Genomic DNA, 23,170 nt, shown 5'->3' on the forward strand with positions numbered 1-23,170 from the left:
TCACATCACGCGCTGAGCGCGGTTTAAACGCCAATGCCAGAACCAAGTCTGCGACGGGATCTGATCCGTCTGCGCGGGGTGCGCCAGAACAACCTCAAGGACATCGATCTCGACCTGCCGCTCAACGCGCTGATCGTCGTGACCGGGGTCTCGGGCTCGGGCAAGTCCTCGCTCGCCTTCGACACACTCTATGCCGAGGGCCAGCGGCGCTATGTCGAGACCTTCTCGCCCTATGCGCGTCAGTTCCTCGATCGGATGGATCGACCCGCCGCCGACCGCATCGAGGGCATTCCGCCCGCGATCGCCATCGACCAGACCAATCCGGTGCGCACCTCGCGCTCGACCGTCGGCACCATGACGGAGCTGAACGATCACCTGAAGCTCCTCTTTGCGCGCACTGCCCGGCTGTTCTGCCGCGGGTGCGGTCGCGAGGTTCGGCGCGATACGCCCGAGGGGATTTGGGAGTATCTGGTCGGACTCCCCGAGGCCGCTGACCGAAATGTCTCGATCGCCTTCGGCGTGCCGGTGCCCGCGTCCCTGGATGTCGAGGCAGTCAAAACACTGCTCGCCCAGCAGGGCTATGTTCGGATCCTATCCGAGGACGCGACCGCCATCGAGGTGATTCAAGACCGCCTGCGTCTGACCGCCGAGCACCGCGGTCGCGCCATCGAGGCGCTGGAGACCGCGCTGGCCCGCGGTCACGGACGCATTCGGGTCTACCCGCTCGACGCCGATCGCCAACCCGGCCCGCCCTGGCGCTTCTCGGCCGATCTGCACTGCGCCGACTGCGACATCGCCTATGCGGATCCGACACCGAGCCGCTTCTCCTTCAACTCGCCCGTCGGCGCCTGTCCGACCTGTCGGGGTTTCGGACGCACCATCGGGATCGACTGGTCGCTCGTCGTCCCGGACCCGTCCAAATCGCTGCTCGAAGGCGCGATCAAACCCATCCAGTCCGACAGCTATTCCGAGATCCAGGAAGACCTGATGGGCTTCGCGCACCGCCGCGGCATCCCGACCGATCTGCCCTGGCGCGACCTCACCGATGCCGACCGCGCCTGGATCATCGAGGGCGACGGCGAGTGGGAGGCCGGCGTCTGGTACGGGTTGCGCCGCTTCTTCGCCTGGCTCGAAGGGCGCAGCTACAAGATGCATGTGCGCGTGCTGCTCTCGCGCTACCGCGCCTACGATGTCTGCACCGCCTGCGACGGGGCCAGACTCACCGACGAGGCGCTGGACTGGCGGGTCGGGGACAAGGCGCTCGCCGATCAGGCGCTCATGCATCAAGCCCCGGCGCCCGAGCGCCGCTTCCGGCACGGACGCATCGGCATGGACAAGGCGACCTGGCAGGCACTCCCCGGTCTGTGCATCCACGACCTGATGCGTCTGCCCTTGAGCGCCTGTCGCGACTTCTGCGACGCGCTGCCGCTGGACCCGGCGTTGGATCTGCTGATCGACGGCATCCGCTCGCGCCTGCGCTATCTCTGCGAGGTCGGACTCGGCTATCTGACCCTGGACCGCCAATCGCGCACCCTCTCGGGCGGCGAGGTGCAACGCATCAACCTGACCACGGCGCTCGGCAGCACACTGGTCAACGCGCTGTTCGTCTTGGACGAGCCCAGCATCGGTCTGCACCCGCGCGACATGGACCGGATCGTGGCCATCCTTCGGCGCCTGCGCGACCAGGGCAACTCGCTGGTGGTCGTCGAGCACGACCCGCAGGTGATGTGGGCCGCCGACCGGATCATCGACATCGGCCCCGGACCCGGCGAGCAAGGCGGGCGCATCCTCTTCGAGGGGCCGCCGAAGGACCTGATCCGCACGGCCGGATCACTCACCGGCGACTATCTGGCGGGTCGGCGACAGGTCGCCGCCGGCCACCCGGCCAATCCGCCGGCGTCCGACGGACCGCGGATCCACATCCGCGGCGCCCGCGCCCACAACCTCAAAGGGATCGATGTCGAGATCCCGCTGCACCGCCTGACGGTGATCACGGGCGTCTCGGGATCCGGCAAGTCGACCCTGGTGCAGGAGGTCATCTACAACGCACTCTGCCAGCTCAAAGGCCATCCCGACGAGCCGCCGGGCGAGCACGCCGGGATCGACGGAGACAGCCTGATCGCCGATGTCGTGCTGCTCGATCAATCCAGCATCGGGCGGACCTCGCGCTCGAACCCGGCGAGCTATGTCGGCGCGCTCGACGTGCTGCGCAAACGCTTCGCCGCCCTGCCGCTGGCAAAGGAGCGCGGCTACACCGCCGGCACCTTCAGCTTCAACAGCGGCACCGGACGCTGTCCGACCTGCGGCGGCAACGGCTACGAGCATCTGGAGATGCAGTTCCTCGCCGATGTCTATCTGCGCTGTCCGGACTGCAACGGCCGGCGCTATCGCGCGCCGGTGCTGGAGGTCGAGATCGGCGCCCGGCCCGGCGAGCCCGGACGCTCGATCGCCGACGTGCTGGAGATGACGGCGACCGAGGCACTTGTCTGCTTCGCCGAGGACGCCGATCTGAAACGGGCGCTGGAGCCCTTGCTCGCGGTCGGGCTCGGCTATCTGCGGCTCGGCCAGCCGGTTCCCACACTCTCGGGCGGCGAGGCCCAGCGGCTCAAGCTCGCCGGTCATCTCGCCAAATCAGGCCGGGGCAAGGCGCGCGACGGCGGTCTGCTCTTCCTGCTCGACGAGCCGACGACAGGGCTGCACTTCGCCGATGTCGCGGTCCTGCTGAACGCCTTCCGGCGCCTGCTCGACAAGGGGCATTCGCTCCTCGTCATCGAGCACAATCTCGACCTGATCGGCGCGGCGGATTGGCTGATCGACCTGGGACCCGAAGGCGGCGAGGCGGGCGGCGAGCTGGTCTGCTGCGGCACGCCCGAGCAGGTCGCGGCACATGCGACGAGACATACGGGGCGGGCCTTGGCCGAGCATCTGCGGATCCTAAACGCCCAGATGGTTTTTGCCACGGAAACACACGGAAAGACACGGAACGAAGAAGCATTTTCGGGAGGATCCTCTCAACTGGCCTGGTCGGTGGAAGACAGTCCTTTTCCGTGTCTTCCGTGTCCTTCCGTGGCAACAGATTTGCCGCCTGCCGCCCCGATCCAGGCGGGGATCCAGATCATCCACGCCCGCGAGCACAACCTCAAGGATCTGTCCCTCACGATCGCGCGCGACAGCTTCACCGTCATCACCGGCGTCTCGGGCAGCGGCAAGAGCACGCTCGCCTTCGACATCCTTTTTGCCGAGGGCCAGCGTCGGTTCTTGGAGTCGCTGAACGCCTACGCCCGCCAGTTCGTCCAGCCCGCCGCGCGGCCGGATGTCGATGCCGTGCTCGGCATCCCACCCACCGTCGCCATCGAGCAGCGCACCAGTCGCGGCGGCGCCAAGAGCACGGTCGGCACACTCACCGAGATCCACCACTATCTGCGTCTGCTCTACGTCCGGCTCGGGATCCAGACCTGCCCGACCTGCGCCGTGCCGATCGAGCCGATGAGCCGAGACGCCATCCTAGAGCGGATCGGGCGCGATCACCGGGACAAAACCGTCGCACTCATGGCGCCGTTGGTGATCGCGCGCAAGGGTATCTACAAAGAGTTGGCCGACTGGGCCGTCCGGCATGGCTGGTTCGTCCTGCGGGTCGACGACGAACCGGTCGAGACTCGCGACTGGCCGCGGCTCGACCGCTATCGCGAGCACAGCATCGACCTGCCGGTCGGGGAGGTCGCGATCCGACCCGATCAGGAGAACGCGCTGCTCACACTCCTGGACCAGGCCCTGGATCTCGGCAAGGGCGCGATCCGCGTCGTGGATGTCGTCGACGGGACCTGGGGCACCGAGACGCCCTACTCGACCCGACGCGCCTGCCCGAGCTGCGGGATTGCACTGCCCGAGCCCGACCCGCGGCTCTTCAGCTTCAACTCGAAGCAGGGCTGGTGCGGGGACTGCTTCGGCACCGGACTGGAGCTTCGCGACTTCGACGGGGAGCAGTCGGGCGAAGAGGATCAATGGCAGGAGGCCGACGCGGTCGAGTCTCAGCCCTGCCCGAGCTGTCGCGGCGCACGTCTCAACCCGCAGGCGCTCGCGGTGCGCTTTCGCGAGCGCTCCATCGCGGATCTCTCGGCTTTGACCGTGGAGCAGGCGGGGGCCTTCGTCGCCGGCCTGCACCTGGACACGCGCGAGACCGCCATCGCCCACGACCTGCTTGCCGAGGTGCGCGAGCGCCTCGCCTTTCTCGCCGAGGTCGGGCTCGGCTATCTGACCCTGGATCGGGCCGCGCCCACGCTCTCCGGCGGCGAGGCCCAGCGCATCCGGCTCGCCGCCCAGCTCGGCTCCAACCTGCGCGGTGTCTGCTACATCCTCGATGAGCCGACCATCGGCCTGCATCCGCGCGACAACCGCTTGCTCCTGAACGGACTCGACCGGCTCCAGGCCAAGGGCAACACCATCCTGGTCGTCGAGCACGACGAGGAGACCATCCGTCGCGCCGACGAGGTCATCGACCTGGGACCGGGCGCCGGCTCGCGTGGCGGCGAGATCATCGCCCGCGGCACCGCGCTGGAGCTGATGCAGGATCCGGCCTCCGTCACCGGGCGCTGTCTCGCCCGCGCGCGGGGACGTTCGCGGCCGGTCCGCGCGACCGGCAAGGGCGACGACGGGCTCCTGATCTCGGGTGCACGCCGGCACAACCTTCAGGACATTGATGTCCGCGTCCCGCTCGCCCGGCTGGTCTGCATCACCGGCGTCTCGGGATCGGGCAAGTCGACACTGGTGCGCGAGGTCCTGGTCAAGAGCCTGCGCAACCTGCTCACGCAGGAGGGCAAGACAGGCTCGCGACCCGTCAAAGGCACCCTGATCGGTTGCAAACGCCTGGCCGGATGGCAGGGCCTCGCGCGCGTCCTGGAGGTCGACCAGACGCCGATCGGCAAGACACCGCGCTCCTGCCCGGCCACCTATGTCGGCTTCTGGGACCCGATCCGCCGCCTCTTCGCCGCCACCTCGGAGGCCCGCATCCTCGGCTGGGGACCGGCACGCTTCTCCTTCAACACCAGCGGCGGGCGCTGCAGCGCCTGCGAGGGACAGGGGGTGCAAAAGCTGGAGATGAGCTTCCTGCCGGATGTCCGCATGACCTGCGAGGTCTGCGGCGGCAGCCGTTTCGATCGCGAGACCCGCGAGGTGCGCTACCAGGGATTCGACATCGGTCAGGTCCTGCGCTTGAGCGTCGACGAGGCGGTGGATGTCTTTCGCGCACACCGCGCCATTCACCACCCGCTCGCCCTGCTCCGGGATGTCGGACTCGGCTATTTGCAGCTCGGTCAGCCCAGCCCCACACTCTCGGGCGGCGAGGCCCAGCGCATCAAGCTGGTCACCGAGCTGACCAAGGCCCGATCGACGACGAATCAAGGTGCAGCCCGCCCGACGCTCTATGTCCTCGACGAGCCGACCGTCGGCCTGCACATGGCAGACGTCGAACGCCTACTCAACGTCCTGCATCGACTTGTCGACGCCGGTCACTCGGTCCTGGTCATCGAGCACAACGTCGATCTTATGACCGAAGCAGATTGGATCATCGACCTAGGCCCGGAAGCAGGCGACGCAGGCGGTCGGGTCGTCGCCGAAGGCACGCCGGAAACAGTCGCGAAGGCCGGCGACTTCCCGACCGCCCAAGCACTCCGGCGCTGATCGTCCGTCAGGCCCCAACGAACGATTCAAAAACAACCAAAACGTAGGATGGGTAGAGCGCAGCGAAACCCATCTTTTCCACGCCGCGCCGCGCCGCCACTCGGATTGGGTGTCTGAGCGGGGAGGATGGGTTTCGCTGCGCTCTACCCATCCTACGCGCAACACCATTCAGCGCATCCGCTCAAGCATCCGCGTCTTGAATGCATCCTGAGTCGACACGGACGTCTCCCGCACCTCATCGACACCTCGCCGGGTCGCGGGAAACCGAGAGCTGACGCCGTCCCGGCTCGAAGACCGCTCGAAGCGTTCCACCTGCGATGTCGCACGCGGTCCATCGGTGCCTGAGACCGCAGCCGCGCTATCGCGTTGAATGGTGACATCGGTGTTGCGGCCGTCCTGTGTGACGATCGTCTGCCCATCGCGATAACGTGTGACCCGCGACTCGACCGGACGGGTTCCACCGCTCTGTTGGATCACCGCCGTCGACCCGCCGGATGTGTGGGTCTGCGCAACGGCACATCCCGTCACGACGCTCATCGATAAAACAGCCAGGCCAAGCAACCCCGAGCCCATGCCTCTCGCACTGATTCGTTTGATCTTCATCGGTCTCTCCCACGGGCGTGTCAACCAGAAGGGACAGGCGCCAACCCGAAGCGCCGACCTCGGTCGTGTGCCCCGAGCGCCAGCGATCCGGCGCACCGCGTGTTGTGCTATCGCGCCCGCGCGGCGAGCGCCGAGCGTCCTTGACCCGGGTGTGTGCCATTGGCCTTCGCCCCGCCCGCTTGCCCCTTCCCGCTCCCTCGGTCGTTGCAGCCGCCCTGCCTGGTCGTGTTGATATTGACCTTGCCGTCTTGATAAGTGGCATTGTCGTTGATGTCTCCGCATTGGCGGGTGTGATTGATGTTGACCTTACCCGACTGAACGGACGTATTGGTATTGTCCTGCGCCAAGACCGGACCGCACAGGCAAGCCGACAGCATGACCGCGACAACGGAGATTGGTCTGGAGATTGAATTCGACATTCATTTGACCTTATTCGGTTGAAAAACAGGCTCGGCCGATTCACCGCAGCAAAGGTCGACCGCCATCCCGGCCGATGCGATTCCGCCAGTCGCATGATCCTCGGTGTAGGGTGGACGAGCGAGAGCGAAGTCCACCGAGCCCCGCGCCGACGCTGGCGGACTGCGCTACGCTTGTTCACCCTACCGCTGCGATCATCGACGTGTCAGGGTTTATGAGCGACGCCTATCGCGAACAGCGACCACACCCAAGACTAATCGCCATCCCCGGAAATCCGATATCGCGGATGTTGATATTGATACTGCCGAACCTTGTTGTTGTTCACATCACCGGTTTGGATCGTTGTCGTCCGATTCACTTTTCCGGCCTGCACCGTTCGACTAAAGTTCATCTCGCAATCCTGCTGAACATCCGATTGATTGACACGGTCATTCTGGATATTGACGCTGTAACAGGGACCCTGCGTCCGGTCGCGCCCCGCATCGGCCTGCGCCAAGGGAACAAGCGAAAACAGTAGGATACCAACCGACAAGATCGAGGTTTTCATATGCTGACACCATTCGTTGAGTAGACCCGGCCGCCGACACCCGCGCCGGGGTGTCGGCTCGACAGCCCTTCAGATTAACGATCGCGCTGCTTGGAACTGCGGTCGGACATAGGCCCTTGGCTGGTCTCGTTGTAATTGATCCTGCCGAACTGACCGGTCTGGTTCCAATTCTCGTTCCCGCGCTGCTTGGTACGGTTCGCGTTGTCGTTCCCTTCCTGATAGGTCGCGTTGTCGTTGTACGCACCACGCTGAGAGGTATCGTTGGTATTGATGCGACCCTCCTGGATCGTGGTATTGAAGTTGGTCTGTGCGGATGCGACCCCGCCGAGCGTGACAAGGATGGCAGCAAGAGCGGCGGGAAGGAGCTTGGAGGTCGTGTTGGTCATTGGTTTAGCCTCTTCGGTTGATCAAGCATATCGGACGGGTTGAGTGGATTCGGCGAGATTCGGAACACTGTCGTATCTCCCGGCGAATCGGCCCTGCCTTCACGTCAGGGGTTTATGGCGACGAGATCTGCTGTATCCCGTCGTTGGATGCAGAATACGTAAGACAGCCTGAACGAGACCTGAACGGAAAGAACGTGCGGCGTGAGTTTTTCGGTCGACGGCAAAACGAATAGGCGGAAGGGATCCAGTGCCTCAATGACAACCTTGTCATCTCGCCGTCAGCGTCCTGACTGGAGACATCGACCACCATGCACTCCGGTGGTCTCCCCCGCGGGCTACGCCTCTCGGAGACAACGGGGAGCGTGACGGTTCGGCAGTCACCTTGCAGACCCCCGACCCCGCCCCCCTCTATCGAGGGGAAGTGGCCGAAATGATTTGCTCGTCAGCATCGACTCGGGAGCCCATCGAGACAACGACATGCAGAGAACCCCGGCCTACCTCCCGATCCTGCTCGCGACCGTGCTGTCTGTCCTGACCACGACCGAGGTTTCCGCCCACGAAGGCCACGACCACGGCCCTCCGTTGCCGGCACCGGTCACCGCGACCCTGGCGCCGCGGGTCAGCGCCGAGTCCGCGGATCTGGAGCTGGTTGCCGTACTCGAAGACGGGACACTGACGGTCTATCTGGATGAGTTTGCGACCAACCGCCCGATCGAGGACGCTGTCCTGCAGGTCGAGAGCGGGGCTTGGCAGGGCACCGCGACCCATGAGGGCGAGGGCGTCTACCGACTCGATCCGGGTCCGCTGGCGGAGCCGGGCCGCCATGACCTGATCTTTACGATCGAGTCGCCGACGCTGGCGGATCTGCTGTTGGGGGCCCTGGAGGTGCCGGACGATCCAGGCATCGATGCCCAGCCTCCCGCCGGATCGCCTGCCTGGTATGACTCCGTTCCGCTGCTGCAAGGGGCGGTCGTGCTGCTGGCCCTGTGCAGTCTGGCCCTGCTGCTGTGGCGCGACCACCGGGACCGCGGCGGACCAGGCGAGCCATCAGGCCAAAGGACCCCGCCGAAGGGTTCACCCTCCTCGACCACGGCCGCGATGATGACGCTGGCGCTCCTCGCAACGACGCTGCTGGCGCTGGACGCCGTCGGACCCGTCCGCGCCCACGAGGGACACGACCATGGCACACCCGATCCGGCGCCCGGTCCGTCGGCCGCCGGCCAGGCCGCCGCGCGCCTGCCGGACGGTACCCTGTTCGTGCCGAAACCGACCCAACGGCTGCTCGGCATCCGCACCGCTCCCGCCGAGCCCGGCGAGTGGCCGGACACCTTCACCCTGTCCGGCCATGTGATCCCGGATCCGAACGCCAGTGCGCTGGTGCAGGCGCCGCTGCGGGGCCGCATCGAGCTGCCGGAGGATGGTCTGCCGCTGCTCGGAGCCTCGATCCGAGAGGGTCAGGTGCTGGCCTATCTGGTGCCGATTCTCGACGCGGTGGACAGCACCGATCTGCAGGCGGAGATGGCCGAACTCGACGGACGCATCGAGAACCTCGCCCGCAACCTGATCCGCCTGCGCCAGCTCGGCGACAACGCCCCGCGCCAGGAGCTGGAAGAGACCGAGACCGAGCACATGAGCCTGACCGCCCGTCGCCGGGCGATCGCCGACAGCTTCAGCGCGCGGATGCCGCTGACCGCCGCGGTCGGCGGCGTGCTGGCCTTGCGCAACGCCTCGCCGGGCCAGATCGTGGCCGGCGGCGAGACCTTGTTTACGGTCGTGGACCCGCAACGTCTGCTCGTCGAGGCCCTGCTCTACGACACCGACCATGCGACCCACTTCACCTCGGCCAGCGCCACCACGACCGAAGGCCGACTGCTGCGCCTGACACCGATCGGCAGCGGCTACGAGCTGCGCGGCCATGCCCTGCCGATTCAATTCCGGATCGAGCCAGACCCGCCGGGGGAGAAGCCCGGTACCTCCCGGCCACCCGACCAGCTCGTCGTGCGCCAACCATTGACGGTGGTCGCCACCATGTTCCACGGCAGCACGGGTCTGCGCATCCCGAGCGCCGCGGTCCAGCGCGGCCCGGACGGCGCCGAGCTGGTCTGGGTGCATGTCCAGCCCGAGCACTTCCGCCCGCAGCGCGTCCGGGTCCGGGCGCTGGGTGCCGGCGACAGCGTGGTGACCGCCGGGCTCGCAGCCGGGGACCGGGTGGTCTCCGACGGCGCCGCGCTGCTCGGTCAGGTGCGCTGAGGCCCGCCCGTGTTCAGACAGATCATCCAAACCAGTCTGCGGCAACGGCTGCTGGTCCTGGCCGCGGCCCTTGTGCTGATCGGTTACGGCAGCTACCAGGCGCTCGGCCTGCCGATCGACGTCTTCCCGGCGCTGGACAAGCCGACGGTCACCCTGATGACCGAGGCCGAGGGCATGGCGCCGGAAGAGGTCGAGCAACTGGTGACCTTTCCGATCGAGGCAGCGGTCAAGGGTCTGCCCGGCGTGACGCGGGTGCGCTCGGTGTCCGGCATCGGGCTGTCGATCGTCTATGTCGAGTTCGACTGGGGCAGCGACCTCTACCGCAATCGCCAGCAGATCGCCGAGCGGCTCACCACGGTCGGCGGGGAGCTACCGCCGGGGGTAACCCCGCACATGGGCCCGGTGACCTCGATCATGGGCGAGATCATGCTGGTGGCGGTCTTCGCCTCGGAGGCCGACAGCAAGGCCGGCGGCACCGAGACAACATCGCCGATGGCGGTGCGCGATTTCGCCGAGTGGGTGCTGCGCCCGCGCCTGCTGACGCTCCCGGGCGTGTCCCAGGTCATTCCGATCGGTGGCGAAGTGCGCCAGGCGCAGGTGGTCCCGGATGTGCGGATGCTCGGCGATCTGGAGATCACGCTCGCCGAGCTCGAGACCGCGGTGCAGGGCTTCGCGCGCAACACCAGCGGCGGCTTTCTCGAACGTCAGGCGCAGGAATACCTCATACGCAATCTCGCCCGCACCACGCGGCTCGACGATCTGCGCAACCTCGTCGTCGCCCAGCGCGAGGGCGCGCCTGTGTTGCTTCGCCAAGTGGCCGAGGTGCGCTGGGGTGCGCGGGTCAAGCGCGGGGACGCGAGCTTCGAGGGTCGCCCGGCGGTGATCCTGTCGGTCCAGAAGCAGCCGCAGGCGGACACCTTGACCCTGACGCGCGAGGTGGAGCGCGCCCTGGAGACGCTTTGGGAGACCTTGCCCGCCGGGACACTGGATTACGCGGTCCTGTTCCGGCAGGCCGATTTCATCGCGGCATCCGTCGGCAACGTGCAGGAGGCGCTGCGGGATGCCGCGATCATCGTCGCCGTCGTGCTTCTGCTCTTCCTGCTCAACCTACGCACCACCTTCATCTCGCTGACCGCGCTGCCGGTCGCGCTGCTGGTCACCGCGCTGGTCTTCCATTGGATGGGGCTCTCGGTCAACACCATGACCCTGGGCGGGCTGGCCATCGCCATCGGCGAGCTGGTGGACGACGCCGTGGTCGGGGTCGAGAACGTGCTGCGGCGCCTGCGCGAATGGCGGGCGAAGACGGCGCATGACGGGCCGAACGGGCGCGCGGGCGCGGACACACTCGCCATGCTCAAGATCGTCGCCGATGCGACCCTCGAGGTGCGCTCGGCAATCCTGTACTCGACCCTGATCATCGTCCTGGTCTTCGTGCCCCTGTTTGCCCTGCCCGGCATCGAGGGCCGGCTGTTCGTGCCCTTGGGCATTGCCTATATCGTCGCGATCCTCGCCAGTACCCTGGTCTCCATCACCCTGACCCCGGTGCTCTGCTCCTGGCTGCTGCCGCGTGCGCGGCTGATGGATCGCGGCGACGGGGCGCTGGTGCGCGTACTCAAGGCGGCGGATCGGCGCCTGCTCGGGTGGTCGTTCCGGCATTCCCGGCTCCTGCTCGGGGCCGCCGTGCTGGCGGTCGCGATTGCCGCCGCCTCGGTGCCCTTCTTTCCGCGGACCTTTCTACCCGCCTTCAACGAGGGCACCCTGACAATCAATGTCCTGCTCAACCCGGGCAGCTCGCTCGCCGAATCCAACCGGGTCGGAACCCTTGCCGAGGCGCTGATCCGACAGGTGCCGGAGGTGGTCAAGACCGGCCGGCGCACCGGTCGCGCCGAGCTGGACGAGCATGCCGAGGGCGTGCATTACTCCGAGATCGACGTGGATCTGGTCCCCGCGACCGGTGCGACCGGGGAGCGCGGACGCGAAGAGATCCTCGCCGATCTCCGCGCCAGGCTCGCTCCGCTGCCGGCCGCAGTCAGCCTGGGCCAGCCGATCGCTCATCGGCTCGACCATCTGCTCTCGGGCATTCGCGCCCAGATCGCGATCAAGGTCTTCGGCGATGATCTGGACACCCTGCGCGCGCTCGCCGAGGCCTTACGCCAAGGACTTGCCGACACCCCCGGCCTGGTGGATCTGCAGATCGAGCGACAGGTGCGCATCCCCCAGGCACAGGTGCGTGTCGACTATGCCCGCGCCGCCGCCTACGGCATCACCCCGGCGGCGGTGAACGATGCGCTCGCCACCCTGGTTGGCGGCAAGGAGGTCGCCCAGATCATCGAGGACAACCGCCGCATCGGCGTGGTGTTGCGTGTCGACGACGCCGACCGCACCCCCGAGGGACTGCGCGCACTCTTGATCGAAACCCCCGGCGGCCACGTCCCGCTGCGCCTCGTCGCCGACGTGGAGGAGACCGACGGGCCGAATCAGGTCAGCCGCGACAACGGCCGGCGCCGCATCGTCGTCTCCGCCAACAGCGACGGCACCAACCTCGCCAACCTGATCCCCGAGGTGCGCCGAACGATGGCCGAGCTGCCGCTGCCCGAGGGCTATTTCCTGAGCCTGGAGGGCCAGTTTCAGGCCCAAGAGCAGGCCACCCGGCTGATCGGTCTGCTGTCGCTGGTGTCGTTGACACTGATCTTTCTGGTCCTCTACAGCCGCTATCGCTCGACCGCCCTGTCCCTGATGATTCTGGCCAACGTGCCGCTCGCGCTGGTCGGCAGCGTCATCGCGCTGCAGCTCGCGGGTCAGACACTCTCGGTCGCCAGCCTGGTCGGCTTCATCACGCTCGCCGGCATCGCCACGCGCAACGGCATCCTCAAGATCGACCGCTATCTGGATCTAATGACGCTGGAGGGCCGCCCCTTCGGCCCCGCCACCGTCATCGAAGGTAGCCTGGACCGATTGACCCCGGTGCTGATGACGGCGCTGACCACCATCCTCGCGCTCCTACCACTGCTGCTGAGCCCCGAGGCGCCCGGCAAAGAGATCCTCTACCCCGTCGCCGTCGTCATCTTCGGCGGACTCATCTCTTCGACGCTGCTCGATACCCTGCTGACCCCGGTCATGTTCCTGCGCTGGGGGCAGGCGCCGGTGCTGCGGTTGGTCGATGCGCGGTAGGCAAGGTCACCGGAACGCGTGGCCAGCCTGAAACCGAGGCATACTGTTGTCGCTCACGTCATCATCCGTGCCCCGTTTGCAGATGACTTGAATGTCCGCGAAATCCTCATTGTCGATGACCACGTCGAAGCGGCTGTTCTTGCCGAAGCCCGCGAGCTCTTCAAGGGTGCCTTCGTGATCAAAGTGTGGTTGTGGACGAATCGGCATCGATCAGACCTGAGCGGTGAGTTCGGAGACGAGGGCGGAAAGGAGATTCGCGGCGGTAGCGCGGGAGGCGGCGAGCTGCGTTTCCAACGCGTCCACCAAGGCCATCAGTTGCTCCACTTTAGCCACGATCCGGCGTTGTTCGGCGAGGGGTGGTAGTGGAAAGGTGACCTTGGCAAGAGCTTTGCCCGTAAAATGCGGGATACCAGCTCCAGTGTAATACCGCTGAAGAACTCCATCCCGCTCATAGACCCAAAGGCAGAATGTGAGGAAGTGCCCGTTCAAGCAGGACAGTGGCCGCACACGATGGAGCGCTTTCTGAAACATGACGCCGGAAAGCTGCCCATTCCAAACTGCGGAACGGGCAATCCCGTGCCCTCCCTCGCAGATCATCACGTCTCCCGGCTCGACACGATACTCGCCCAGTTCTGAAAACTCGAAGAGCATCGTTTTGATGCTTCCGAGCTCAAAGCGAAACCAATGCACGTTCGTGTTGCGCAGATAAGGGTGCTCTTCTCCTCGGTTCTTTTCTTTATCGAGCATTTTTCCGAGCCGAGTGTCCGCAACATCCGCAACCGTGACCCAGCGCCAAGATTCTGGCGCTTCAAAGGGAGTTTCATCAGATGCCAACTCGGTTAACACGCGATCCGTCAAGGCCGCTTTCTTTCGCGCAGCTATGACCGAATCTTCCACAGCGATGTCGCTGGGGTCTTGGGGAACGAGTTTGCCTTGGACGGCGAGGGTGAGGATGGATTTTCGTAAGTCTGAAGGTTTAATGCTGAAGGATGAATGGAAGAGGAAATCGAGGTTGGCCGGGGTGGGCGCATCGGCAAAACGGGCCAGCGACGCGCGGGCGAGCGCGGCGTGCCGCGTCTCCCGTTCCTGCTGCTGCGCCTCCAGCCGATCACACAACGCCATCAACTCATCCACCTTCGCCACGATCCGTTTCTGCTCGGCGAGGGGTGGAACTTTCACGATCTCTTTGTGCACGACGTTCCGATTGAGTGTCGGTACTGCGGTCGCAGTGCTGAAACGGTCAAGGTGAAGAGATCGAAGGAGCAGGCTTATGAACTGAGGATAATTGCCAAAAAAATCTTCGACGTAGAGAGCAGTGTTTAACGGCCAGAAATCTTCGTAAACGAAGTGAACCTTTCCAATGCTTCCGCTTCGCCCGGTCACAACGCCAGGCCCCTTCACCATGTGGATTTCATGAAATCCGACAGTACCGTTCGCCGCGAAGATTGGAACAGATCCCTGTTTGCGATATTGTTTTGGCAAATCGTAACCACGGCGAAGCCGCGAGACTTCTCCGAGTGGCGATTCGGTCCACGCATCCGTGTTTTCTGACAGTCTTCCTGTAACTGCCAGGTTCAGCACCAGCTCCCGCATCTTCGCAACCGCATGGGGAGTGTTAACGAAGATGTCGAACTTCTGGAAGAACGTTTGAAGGATAAGGGATGAAAGAGGGGGGGATAAGGATGAGGGTCGAAGGATAAGATTTGAAAGGGCAGCGCGGTCTGAGTTCATACTTCAACCTTCATCCTTCATACTTAAAGAAAGTTCCGCCTCAATATCCTCGATACTCGGCAAGCTACTTTCCAATTCCGCCGGCAGCGCCCGAGTCAATTCATAGTCAGCAACGCCAATCGGCTTATTGATGTCGCGCAGGGCATATTCCGCGAGGATGCGGTCTTTCGTCTGGCACAGGATAAGTCCGATCGTTGGCGCGTCATCTTCGTGGCGGACTTGGTCATCGACGACCGAGCAGTAGAAATTCATCTTCCCCGCATATTCGGGCTTGAAATCACCCTTCTTGAGATCGACCACGACGAAGCAGCGCAGGTGGAGGTGATAGAACAGCAGGTCGAGATAGAACTCGCGGTCGCTGACATCCAGCCGATACTGGCGGCCGACGAAGGCGAAGCCGCGTCCGAGCTCGATCAGAAAGGTCTGGATGTGTGCAAGCAGGCCGGTTTCGAGCTCGCGCTCATGGAAAGGCTCTTCCAGCGTCAGGAAGTCGAAGAGGTAGGGGTCTTTCAGTAAGCCTTGAGCGATGCCGGCATGAATCTTCGGCAATGTTCTCGCGAAGTTGGTCACGGCGGCGCCTTGACGCTCGTGCGCCCGCTGCTTGATCTGAACCGTCAGCGTCTCGCGGCTCCAGCCCTGGTCCAGGGTCTGTCGGGCATACCAGAGACGGGTCGGCGGATCCTTGATCTTTTCAATGAGTATGACGTGATGGAACCAGGGGATTCCGAAGGCGAGCGCAGCAGGCATTGCGCCCGTGTCGGTGTCAGCCTCGGCGGAGCCCAATTGTGCCGCAGGCTGCGGCACAATTGCGGATGCATGCTCGTCGAGTCTCTGCAAAAGTGCCGCAGGCGGCGGCACTGAACCGGTAGCGGGATGCAGCAACCTCGGGTATTCGCGAAAAAATCGCAGCATCCGCTTGATGTTCCGTTCTGAAAATCCCTTCTGCTCAGGCAGCTCGTTTTTCAGATCCAGGGCTAGTCGCGGGATGACCCCAGCCCCCCAACCCTCCCGCTCCTGCCGCGCGGCGATCAGGCATCCGATATCCCAATAGAGGCGGATCATCTCGGCATTGGCGGACAGGGCCGCGCGGTGCTGGGCCTGGCGGACACGGGCCTTGATGTCCCCGAGCAGGTCGCGATAGTCGGCTAGTTCCTGGATGTTCATCGCGTCAGGGCCTCCATGAGTTGAAGGATGAAGGTTGAAGGACGAAGGTTGAAGAGGCAGCGAGATCGGATTTCATCCTTCAACCTTCAACCTTCATCCTTACCGCAGAGCGCCCGCTCCAACTCCCGCCTCAGCGCCGCCCGCGTCTCGGCGATCTGGGCGAGGAGCTTTTCGTATTCGGGCAGCAGGTGGTCAACGTCGCCGGGGCCGGTGTCCGAATTGTGCGGGTTCTTGAGGTCGAGGTTGAAGTTGCCGGCCTTGATGGTGTCGATAGAGACGCGCCAGGCCTGCTCGTTTTCCACGCGGGACTTGAAGCCGTCCTGCTCGTCGCCCCACCAGGCGCGCTCGGCCTCGAACTCTTCGATCCGGATGGGTTTGCCCTTGTTGTAGCTCTTGGCGCCGGGCGGATAGGGGTGCTCGTAGTACCAGACGTGGGTGGTTGGCGCACCTTTGGTGAAGAAGAGCAGGTTGGTACGGATGCCGGTATAGGGATTGAAGACACCGTTGGGCAGGCGAACGATGGTGTGGAGGTTGCAGTCGGTGAGCAGCGCTTCCTTGATGCGGGTCTTCACACCTTCGCCGAAGAGGGTGCCGTCGGGCAGCACGAGTCCGGCGCGGCCACCGGGCTTGAGGATCTTCATCAGCAGTACGAGAAAGAGGTCGGCGGTCTCGCGGGTGCGGAACTCGGCGGGGAAGTTGGCCTCGATGCCGTCCTCCTCCATGCCGCCGAAGGGCGGATTGGTGACGATGAGATCCACCCGTTCCTTCGGCCCCCAGTCGCGCAGGGGACGAGCCAGGGTGTTGTCGTGGCGGACGTTGGACGGCACGTCGATGCCGTGCAGGAGCAGATTGGTCATGCACAGCACATGCGGCAGGTGCTTCTTCTCGATGCCGGCGAAGCAGTCCTGGATGCTGCGTTCGTCGGCCTCGGTCTTGGCCTGTTTGCGCAGGTGCTCGATGGTGCAGACGAGAAAGCCGCCGGTGCCGCAGGCGGGGTCGAGGATGGTCTCGCCGAGGCGGGGATTGACCTGCTCGACGATGAACTGGGTGACGGCGCGTGGGGTGTAGAACTCGCCGGCGTTGCCGGCGGACTGCAGATCCTTCAGCAGCTTCTCGTAGATGTCGCCGAACAGGTGCCGGTCATCGGAGGCGTTGAAGTCGATGCCGTTGATCTTGTTGATCACCTGGCGCATCAAGGTGCCGTTCTTCATGTAGTTATTGGCATCCTCGAAGCTCATGCGGATGAGCCCGGCGATCTTGTCTCCGCCACCGGTCAGGGCCTTGAGCCTCGGCAGCAGGCTGTTGTTGACGAAGTCGAGCAGTGCGTCGCCGGTGATGCCCTCGTCGTCCGCCGCCCAACTGGACCAGCGCAGCCGCTCGGGTAGCGGCGAGCGGTAGTCGTCGCGCAGCAGTTCCAGCTCCTTCTCACGGTCGTCGAAGATCTTGAGGAAGAACATCCAGCCGAGTTGTTCAAGCCGCTGGGCGTCGCCGTAGGTGCCGGCGTCCTTGCGCATGATGTCCTGGATGGTTTTGACGAGATTCGAAACATTCGGCATGGGGATGAAGGATGAAGGTTGATGGGGAAAGGTTGAAGGTTGAATTATGAAGGATGATGGGGAGGATGAAGTTCGGGGTTGACTCTTAGTTCATCCTCCATACTTCATACTTCATAATTAACCCTTAACCCTTTGCTTTCTTTGAGATTGCGGTGAAGATGGCGAGGAGTTGATTGCATTCGTCCCGGAGAGCCACGAGTTTTGCAGCAGGAACGATGGCCGCTTCTTCGAGAAGCGCTAACCAATACGCGGTTTCGTCTAGCTCTTTGAGGCAGTCTCCAATCTTGGCAATGAACTCGGCCTTGGAGCGCCCACGTTGCGCCTCCCGATAATTGGCACCTACGGATGTCGCGGAGCGCAAGACCTGGCGCCCCAACACCTGCGCCGGATCACGCCTCGACAAGGCGGAATACATGACAATCACCCGCAGCGCAAACGCCTTCGTCCGACCCCGCAAGTCCTCAGCGTCAGTCATCTTCAAACACCTTTTTGAAGTATGAAGGATGAAGAATGAAGGAGAATTGAACTCGGATTTCATCCTTCATCCTTCATCCTTCATCCTTATTAGGCTGCAGCCAAATAAAGCGCGTTCTCCAACGTCCGCACCGCCGCCAAATACTTGCTCTTGCCGCCGAAGAGTTTGACGATCTCCACGGGGGTGCCCAGGGTGGGCAGCGGGTCGACCTTGAGGATGTCCAGGGACTCGACACTGCGGATGCCGGCATCGGCGTATTTCTGGAGCAGGGCATCGAGTACGGCGCGGGCCTGGTCGCCATAGGTGCCGAAGACGTTGCGTTTGCGCACCTTCTCGGCCCGTTCCTGTCGCGTCAGGGGCGGTTGGTCGAAGGCGACGTGGCAGACGAGATCGAAGGCGTCGTAGTCGCGGCCGACCTGCTCGGCCAGCTCGTCGAGAAACACGCCTTGGGTGGCAAGCTCATCCAGGATGACCTGCTTGCGGTCGGCGTCGTTCCAGGCGTTGAGGAAGGCGTCCAGGGAGGCGTAGGTCTTGCGCAGGGTCTTGCGGGAGTAGTCCCGCAAGGACTCGGTGATGAGCTTGCCGTCCGCATCCAGGTACTGCACCCGCTCCGTGACGACACGGACCTCGACGTCGTCCACGTAGTAGCGCGTGACGCCGGGGCCGGACGGGTCTTGATTGCCGCCGAACGGATCAGCGTCGCCCTCCCCGCCGGCCTCTCCTTCCCCTTCCTGCGGCTCATCGTCCGGCGGGATGGGCGGCTGATCGGGACCTGGCTCGTAGATCTGCACGGGATCGCCGTCGAAGTCCGGATCGGCGAACAGCGCGGTCGCCCGGCGGAAATCCATGATGGTGAAATACAGCTTGTTGTAGTCCTCGTTGATGCGGGTGCCGCGGCCGATGATCTGCTTGAACTCGGTCATGGAGTTGATGCGTTTGTCGAGCACGATCAGGTGGCAGGTCTGGGCATCCACACCGGTGGACATGAGCTGGGAGGTCACGGCGATGACCGGAAAGGTGGATTCCGGGTCGATGAAGTTGTCGAGTTGGGCCTTGCCCTCGTCGTTGTCGCCGGTGATGCGCATGATGTACTTGCTGTTGGCCGCGGCCAGGTCCGGGTTGGCGTTGACCAGGGCCTGACGCATGCGCTCCGCATGGTCGATGTTCTGGCAGAAGACGATGGTCTTGGCGAAGCGATCGGTCGCCTTCAGGAACTCGGTGATCTTGGCGGCGACCAGGGTGGTACGTTGGTCGAGGACGAGGTTCTTGTCGTAGTCGCTGTCGTTGTATTCGCGGTCCTCGATGGCATGACCGAACCTGTCGGTTTGCCCGGATTCCGGGCGCCAGCCGTCGAGATCCCGATCAAGCCCGATGCGGACAACCTTGTAGGGCGCGAGAAAGCCATCCGAGATGCCCTGCCGCAACGAGTAGGTGTAGATGGGCTCGCCGAAGTAGTCGATGTTCGAGACATCTTTGGTCTCCTTGGGGGTCGCCGTCATCCCGATCTGGGTCGCCGTGGAGAAGTAGTCGAGCACCTTGCGCCAGGCGGCATCGTCCGCGGCACTGCCCCGATGACACTCGTCCACGAAGACCAGATCGAAGAAATCCGGGGAGAACTGCGTGTAAATGTTTTGCTCTTCCTCGGTCCCGGTCACCGCTTGATAGAGGCAGAGATAGATCTCGAATGCCTTGTCCACCGTGCGGTTGGTAATCTTGGTCATGGCTTGACCGAACGGCTTGAAGTCGTTGGTCTTGGTCTGGTCGGCCAGGATGTTGCGGTCCACCAAAAAGAGGATGCGTTTCTTGGCGCCTGACCGCCACAGCCGCCAGATAATCTGAAAGGCGGTGTAGGTCTTGCCCGTACCCGTACCCGTGGCCATGACCAACAGGATGCGGCTCGCGCCGCGGGCAATGGCCTCCACGGTGCGGTTGATGGCGATGCGCTGGTAATAGCGGGGTGCCTTGCCGGAGCCGTCGTCGAAGTAGTCTTGGACCGCGACGGCCTGCTCTTCCGCGACCAACCCCTTGGCCTTGCAGTAGCGCGCCCAGAGCTCGGCCGGGGTGGGGAATTGGTCGAGGGGGATTTCGCGGGTCACGGGCCCGGTGGACACCGTGCGGTCGTGCTCCAGAAAGGCGTCGCCGTTGGAGCTGTAGACAAAGGGGATATCGAGGGTTTCCGCGCAGTCCAGCGCCTGCTGCATACCGTCGCCGGCGGCGTGGTTGTTGTCCTTCGCCTCGATAAGGGCGAGCGGGATGTTGGGCCTATAGACGAGGATGTAGTCGGCGCGTCTGGCTACGCCACGCTTCACCGTCTTCCCGCGAACGATGACCCGGCCTCTGGTGAAGTAGACCTCCTCGCGCACCTGAGTCAGGAGGTCCCACTTGTCCCCGTTCGCACCGACCAGCGCGGGCGTAATGAACTTGGTGCGAATGTCTGCTTCGGTCAGCGCCTTCTTGTTCATGCCCGTATGAGCTTCCCTGTTGGATTCACGGAGCGCGGGGGTGCGGAGCCGGGCTGGGATTCGTGAGAATGCGAGCCCAACCTTGTACCGGCAGCTCGGGCGGCAGTGTACGCAACTCGGTGAAGAAGGGGGAGCCCGTGGCCGCGCGGTTCGGGATGATGAATCTCCGGCGGAACACGTGCGGATCGTGGATATTCGACGACAGCAACAGGGGCAGGGACCTAACGCAACACCTTGGGCTCTGACGATGAAGGTGTTCATGGCTTGTTTTCTCATCGCGCTGCCGTTTTCCGAACGCGCGACGGCATACCAGCGTGCGCGAACCGTCATGCCCCTGGCGACCCCCTTCACGTTAATTTTCCGGGGGCCGGCGCCGTCTCGGCGAAGCGCAGGCGTGCGACGGGCAACATCACGGTAAATCGTGTCCAGCCCGCGCGGGAGCTCGCCTCGACGGCACCGCCGTGAGCCTCGACGATGGACTTGACGATGGCCAGACCGAGCCCGGTGCCGGATCCTGCCGTGTCGCCCCGACGGCCGCGGGACGCATCGGCGCGGTAGAAGCGCTCGAAGAGACGTGCCGCCTGTTCCGGCGGGATGGGTGGCCCGGGGTTCTCGACGAGGATCCGCGCGTGACGCCCGTCGTCTTCGAGTTGCACGCGCACCGGCTGCCCCGCACCTGTATGGCGGATGGCGTTGCTCAGCAGGTTGCTCAAGGCCCGACGCAACATCAAAGGGTCGGCCTGCGCGCAAGCGGCGCCGGTCAAGACGAGCGTGACGCCGCGCTCCTCGGCCCAGGCATCGAAATAGTCGAACAGGTCTCGCACCTGGGTTGCGAGGTCCAGGGCTTCGGCGGTCGGGTGCAGCAGGCCGTGGTCCGCCCGGGCGAGGAAGAGCATGTCGCCGATCATCTGGCCCATGCGCTCGTACTCTTCGAGGCTGGAATACAGCACCTCGCGATACTGCTCGGCATCGCGTGCGGCGTTGAGCGCGACCTGGGTCTGGAGCGTGAGATTGGAGATGGGTGTACGCAGCTCGTGGGCGATGTCCGCGGAGACGTCCGACAGGCGCTGGAAGCTGTCCTGCAGCCGCGCGAGCATGGCGTTGAAGGCGACCACCAACGACTTGATCTCGGCCGGCACCCGGGTCTCGGGCAGGCGTGCACCGAGCCGGCTCGCATCCAGGTCCGCGGCCAAGGCCGTGATGCGTCGCAGCGGGCGCAGGCCGGCGTGCGTGACGGCCCACCCCAAGGCGGCGGCAGCCGCCGCGGCCAGCAGCATGGCCAGCACCAGGATGCGCCGAAATTCGGCCATGAAGGCTTGGTGATGGCTGATGTCGAGGCCGATGTCGACAGTATCGGGCGGCGGCTCGGCAATTCCAGCCGTCGTCGCGTCCCGCGTCTGCGCAGGCACCCCGACAGGAACGCGGGCGATCAGCCCGCGAAAAGCGCGCGCGCCATCGTCCCAGCGGACCCAGAGGATGTCGTCCGGGTCCCCCGGACCGCTGCGCGCCGACGCGGTCTCGGGAGGAAGCTGCCCGCGCGCACTGACGAAGCGGAAACTGCCGTCGGGCGCCCGGACACGCAGCGCCAATCCCGGATGGCCGACCAGCGCGGCATCCAAGTCCGCGGGCAGGCTCGCCAGTGCCGCGGGGGTCGTGGCCTTGCCGAGCAGGTTGCGCACCAGGGCGAGCTTGCCGGCGATCTCGTGGTGATCGAGCTCGCGGAAATGCAGCGCGACCGCGCGCTCCAAGGTCCATCCCAGGCCGAGCAGCAGGGCCACGGTCGAGACCGCGAATAAGAGGCTCAACCGGACGGTGAGAGAAGGCGCCATCACTGCGGCGTCTCCAGCACGTAGCCCATGCCGCGCACAGTCTGGATCAAACGGGGCTCGAATCCCTCGTCGACCTTCAGACGCAGCCGGCGGACGGCGACATCGACCACGTTGGTATCGCTGTCGAAGTTCATGTCCCACACCGAGGAGGCGATGAGCGAACGCGGCAAGACCTCCCCGCGACGGCGCATGAACAATTCCAGCAGGGCATATTCCTTGGCCGTCAGCTCGATCCGGCGACCGCCGCGCAGCACGCGACGGCGCAACAGGTCCAGCTCCAGATCGGCCACGCGCAGGACGGTCGGCTCGCTCGCCGCCCGGCCGCGCCGCAAGAGGGTCCGCACCCGCGCCAACAGCTCGGCGAAGGCAAAGGGCTTGATCAGATAGTCGTCGGCACCGAGCTCCAGGCCCTTCACACGGTCGTCCACCTGGTCGCGCGCCGTGAGGAACAGCACGGGTAGGTCCGCATCCTTGCGCCGCACGCCGCAGAGGACTTGCCAGCCGTCGAGACCCGGCAGCATGACGTCGAGGATCACCAGGTCATAGTCCCCGCCGGCGGCCAGATGCAGACCGTCGAAGCCGTCGCGCGCCAGGTCGACGACGAAGCCCGCCTCGGTCAGTCCCTGGCGCAGATAATCGCCCGTCTTGGGCTCGTCCTCGACGATCAGGATCTTCATCGCTCCCCCCCTCTTCTTCTCGTTGCCCTCGACCGACGTGCGCGTGTGCTGGCGCGGGTGCGGGTGCGAGTTCCTTAACCCTAAAAAGAGCAGTTAAAACGCAAAGGCACAAAGGACGCAACGAAAACAAGAAACTGCAATGCGCACGACGTTCACCCTATGGGTGAATAGCGTCATTGAACCAAGGCACTGAAGACCTTTGCGTCCTTTGCGCCTTTGCGTTTCC

At 64.6% G+C, this 23,170-nt stretch carries 15 protein-coding genes; 4 read left to right on the plus strand and 11 right to left on the minus strand.

Going from position 1 to position 23,170, the window contains the following annotated elements:
• Positions 1–33 precede the first annotated feature (33 nt).
• The gene (gene uvrA, locus BDD21_RS01880; RefSeq protein ID WP_120795694.1) at positions 34–5,676 is read left to right on the plus strand and encodes an excinuclease ABC subunit UvrA; all 5,643 of its coding nucleotides are present in this window, start codon (positions 34–36) and stop codon (positions 5,674–5,676) included.
• Between the two features lie 168 nt (positions 5,677–5,844).
• Here the strand turns inward: uvrA and BDD21_RS01885 are convergent, their stop codons facing one another.
• Both BDD21_RS01885 and BDD21_RS01890 read right to left on the minus strand, forming a co-directional pair.
• Positions 5,845–6,279, minus strand: a complete 435-nt coding sequence (locus BDD21_RS01885) for a hypothetical protein (RefSeq protein WP_147430963.1) — start codon at positions 6,277–6,279, stop codon at positions 5,845–5,847.
• 107 nt (positions 6,280–6,386) lie between these two features.
• A complete protein-coding gene (locus BDD21_RS01890) occupies positions 6,387–6,698 on the minus strand; it encodes a hypothetical protein (protein ID WP_147430964.1) in 312 nt (103 codons plus the stop codon).
• Between the two features lie 212 nt (positions 6,699–6,910).
• On the opposite strand from BDD21_RS01890, the gene BDD21_RS27685 reads away from it, so the two are divergent.
• Positions 6,911–7,213, plus strand: coding sequence for a hypothetical protein (locus BDD21_RS27685; RefSeq protein ID WP_170164666.1), 303 nt, complete (start codon positions 6,911–6,913; stop codon positions 7,211–7,213).
• A 104-nt stretch (positions 7,214–7,317) separates the two neighbouring features.
• Here the strand turns inward: BDD21_RS27685 and BDD21_RS01900 are convergent, their stop codons facing one another.
• Positions 7,318–7,629, minus strand: coding sequence for a hypothetical protein (locus BDD21_RS01900; RefSeq protein ID WP_120795698.1), 312 nt, complete (start codon positions 7,627–7,629; stop codon positions 7,318–7,320).
• Positions 7,630–8,106: 477 nt separating this feature from the next.
• Between BDD21_RS01900 and BDD21_RS01905 the strand changes: the two genes are divergently transcribed.
• Both BDD21_RS01905 and BDD21_RS01910 read left to right on the plus strand, forming a co-directional pair.
• The gene (locus tag BDD21_RS01905) at positions 8,107–9,879 is read left to right on the plus strand and encodes an efflux RND transporter periplasmic adaptor subunit (protein ID WP_147430966.1); all 1,773 of its coding nucleotides are present in this window, start codon (positions 8,107–8,109) and stop codon (positions 9,877–9,879) included.
• Positions 9,880–9,888: 9 nt separating this feature from the next.
• Positions 9,889–13,050, plus strand: a complete 3,162-nt coding sequence (locus tag BDD21_RS01910) for an efflux RND transporter permease subunit (RefSeq protein WP_120795700.1) — start codon at positions 9,889–9,891, stop codon at positions 13,048–13,050.
• Between the two features lie 6 nt (positions 13,051–13,056).
• Here BDD21_RS01910 and BDD21_RS01915 read toward each other — a convergent pair whose 3' ends face one another.
• The 8 genes from BDD21_RS01915 to BDD21_RS01950 form a co-directional block, all read right to left on the minus strand.
• A complete protein-coding gene (locus BDD21_RS01915; RefSeq protein WP_120795701.1) occupies positions 13,057–13,257 on the minus strand; it encodes a hypothetical protein in 201 nt (66 codons plus the stop codon).
• Positions 13,258–13,260: 3 nt separating this feature from the next.
• Positions 13,261–14,781 (minus strand): restriction endonuclease subunit S, encoded by a 1,521-nt coding sequence (locus tag BDD21_RS01920; protein ID WP_120795702.1) that lies wholly within the window; start codon positions 14,779–14,781, stop codon positions 13,261–13,263.
• A 3-nt stretch (positions 14,782–14,784) separates the two neighbouring features.
• Entirely contained in the window at positions 14,785–15,945 is a 1,161-nt protein-coding gene (locus tag BDD21_RS01925) for a PDDEXK nuclease domain-containing protein (protein WP_120795703.1), read from the minus strand.
• Positions 15,946–16,031: 86 nt separating this feature from the next.
• Complete coding sequence (locus BDD21_RS01930) at positions 16,032–17,501, minus strand: type I restriction-modification system subunit M (protein WP_120795704.1); 1,470 nt, start codon at positions 17,499–17,501, stop codon at positions 16,032–16,034.
• A 124-nt stretch (positions 17,502–17,625) separates the two neighbouring features.
• Positions 17,626–18,039, minus strand: a complete 414-nt coding sequence (locus BDD21_RS01935) for a four helix bundle protein (protein ID WP_245969361.1) — start codon at positions 18,037–18,039, stop codon at positions 17,626–17,628.
• Between the two features lie 26 nt (positions 18,040–18,065).
• A complete protein-coding gene (hsdR, locus tag BDD21_RS01940) occupies positions 18,066–20,438 on the minus strand; it encodes an EcoAI/FtnUII family type I restriction enzme subunit R (RefSeq protein WP_120795705.1) in 2,373 nt (790 codons plus the stop codon).
• A gap of 347 nt (positions 20,439–20,785) precedes the next feature.
• Positions 20,786–22,267: a heavy metal sensor histidine kinase gene (locus BDD21_RS01945; RefSeq protein ID WP_120795706.1), complete on the minus strand. Its 1,482-nt coding sequence runs from the start codon at positions 22,265–22,267 to the stop codon at positions 20,786–20,788.
• A complete protein-coding gene (locus tag BDD21_RS01950; RefSeq protein ID WP_120795707.1) occupies positions 22,267–22,944 on the minus strand; it encodes a heavy metal response regulator transcription factor in 678 nt (225 codons plus the stop codon). The genes BDD21_RS01945 and BDD21_RS01950 overlap by 1 nt, the downstream gene beginning before the upstream one ends.
• Positions 22,945–23,170: the final 226 nt, after the last annotated feature.

Source organism: Thiocapsa rosea (assembly GCF_003634315.1).
Taxonomy (GTDB): domain Bacteria; phylum Pseudomonadota; class Gammaproteobacteria; order Chromatiales; family Chromatiaceae; genus Thiocapsa; species Thiocapsa rosea.

Coding starts and splice junctions, on each gene's coding strand:
- uvrA (WP_120795694.1), top strand. CDS start 34: ATGCCAGAACCAAGTCTGCGACGGGATCTGATCCGTCTGCGCGGGGTG.
- BDD21_RS01885 (WP_147430963.1), bottom strand. CDS start 6,279: ATGAAGATCAAACGAATCAGTGCGAGAGGCATGGGCTCGGGGTTGCTT.
- BDD21_RS01890 (WP_147430964.1), bottom strand. CDS start 6,698: ATGTCGAATTCAATCTCCAGACCAATCTCCGTTGTCGCGGTCATGCTG.
- BDD21_RS27685 (WP_170164666.1), top strand. CDS start 6,911: ATGAGCGACGCCTATCGCGAACAGCGACCACACCCAAGACTAATCGCC.
- BDD21_RS01900 (WP_120795698.1), bottom strand. CDS start 7,629: ATGACCAACACGACCTCCAAGCTCCTTCCCGCCGCTCTTGCTGCCATC.
- BDD21_RS01905 (WP_147430966.1), top strand. CDS start 8,107: ATGCAGAGAACCCCGGCCTACCTCCCGATCCTGCTCGCGACCGTGCTG.
- BDD21_RS01915 (WP_120795701.1), bottom strand. CDS start 13,257: ATGCCGATTCGTCCACAACCACACTTTGATCACGAAGGCACCCTTGAA.
- BDD21_RS01920 (WP_120795702.1), bottom strand. CDS start 14,781: ATGAACTCAGACCGCGCTGCCCTTTCAAATCTTATCCTTCGACCCTCA.
- BDD21_RS01925 (WP_120795703.1), bottom strand. CDS start 15,945: ATGAACATCCAGGAACTAGCCGACTATCGCGACCTGCTCGGGGACATC.
- BDD21_RS01930 (WP_120795704.1), bottom strand. CDS start 17,501: ATGCCGAATGTTTCGAATCTCGTCAAAACCATCCAGGACATCATGCGC.
- BDD21_RS01935 (WP_245969361.1), bottom strand. CDS start 18,039: ATGAAATCCGAGTTCAATTCTCCTTCATTCTTCATCCTTCATACTTCA.
- hsdR (WP_120795705.1), bottom strand. CDS start 20,438: ATGAACAAGAAGGCGCTGACCGAAGCAGACATTCGCACCAAGTTCATT.
- BDD21_RS01945 (WP_120795706.1), bottom strand. CDS start 22,267: ATGGCGCCTTCTCTCACCGTCCGGTTGAGCCTCTTATTCGCGGTCTCG.
- BDD21_RS01950 (WP_120795707.1), bottom strand. CDS start 22,944: ATGAAGATCCTGATCGTCGAGGACGAGCCCAAGACGGGCGATTATCTG.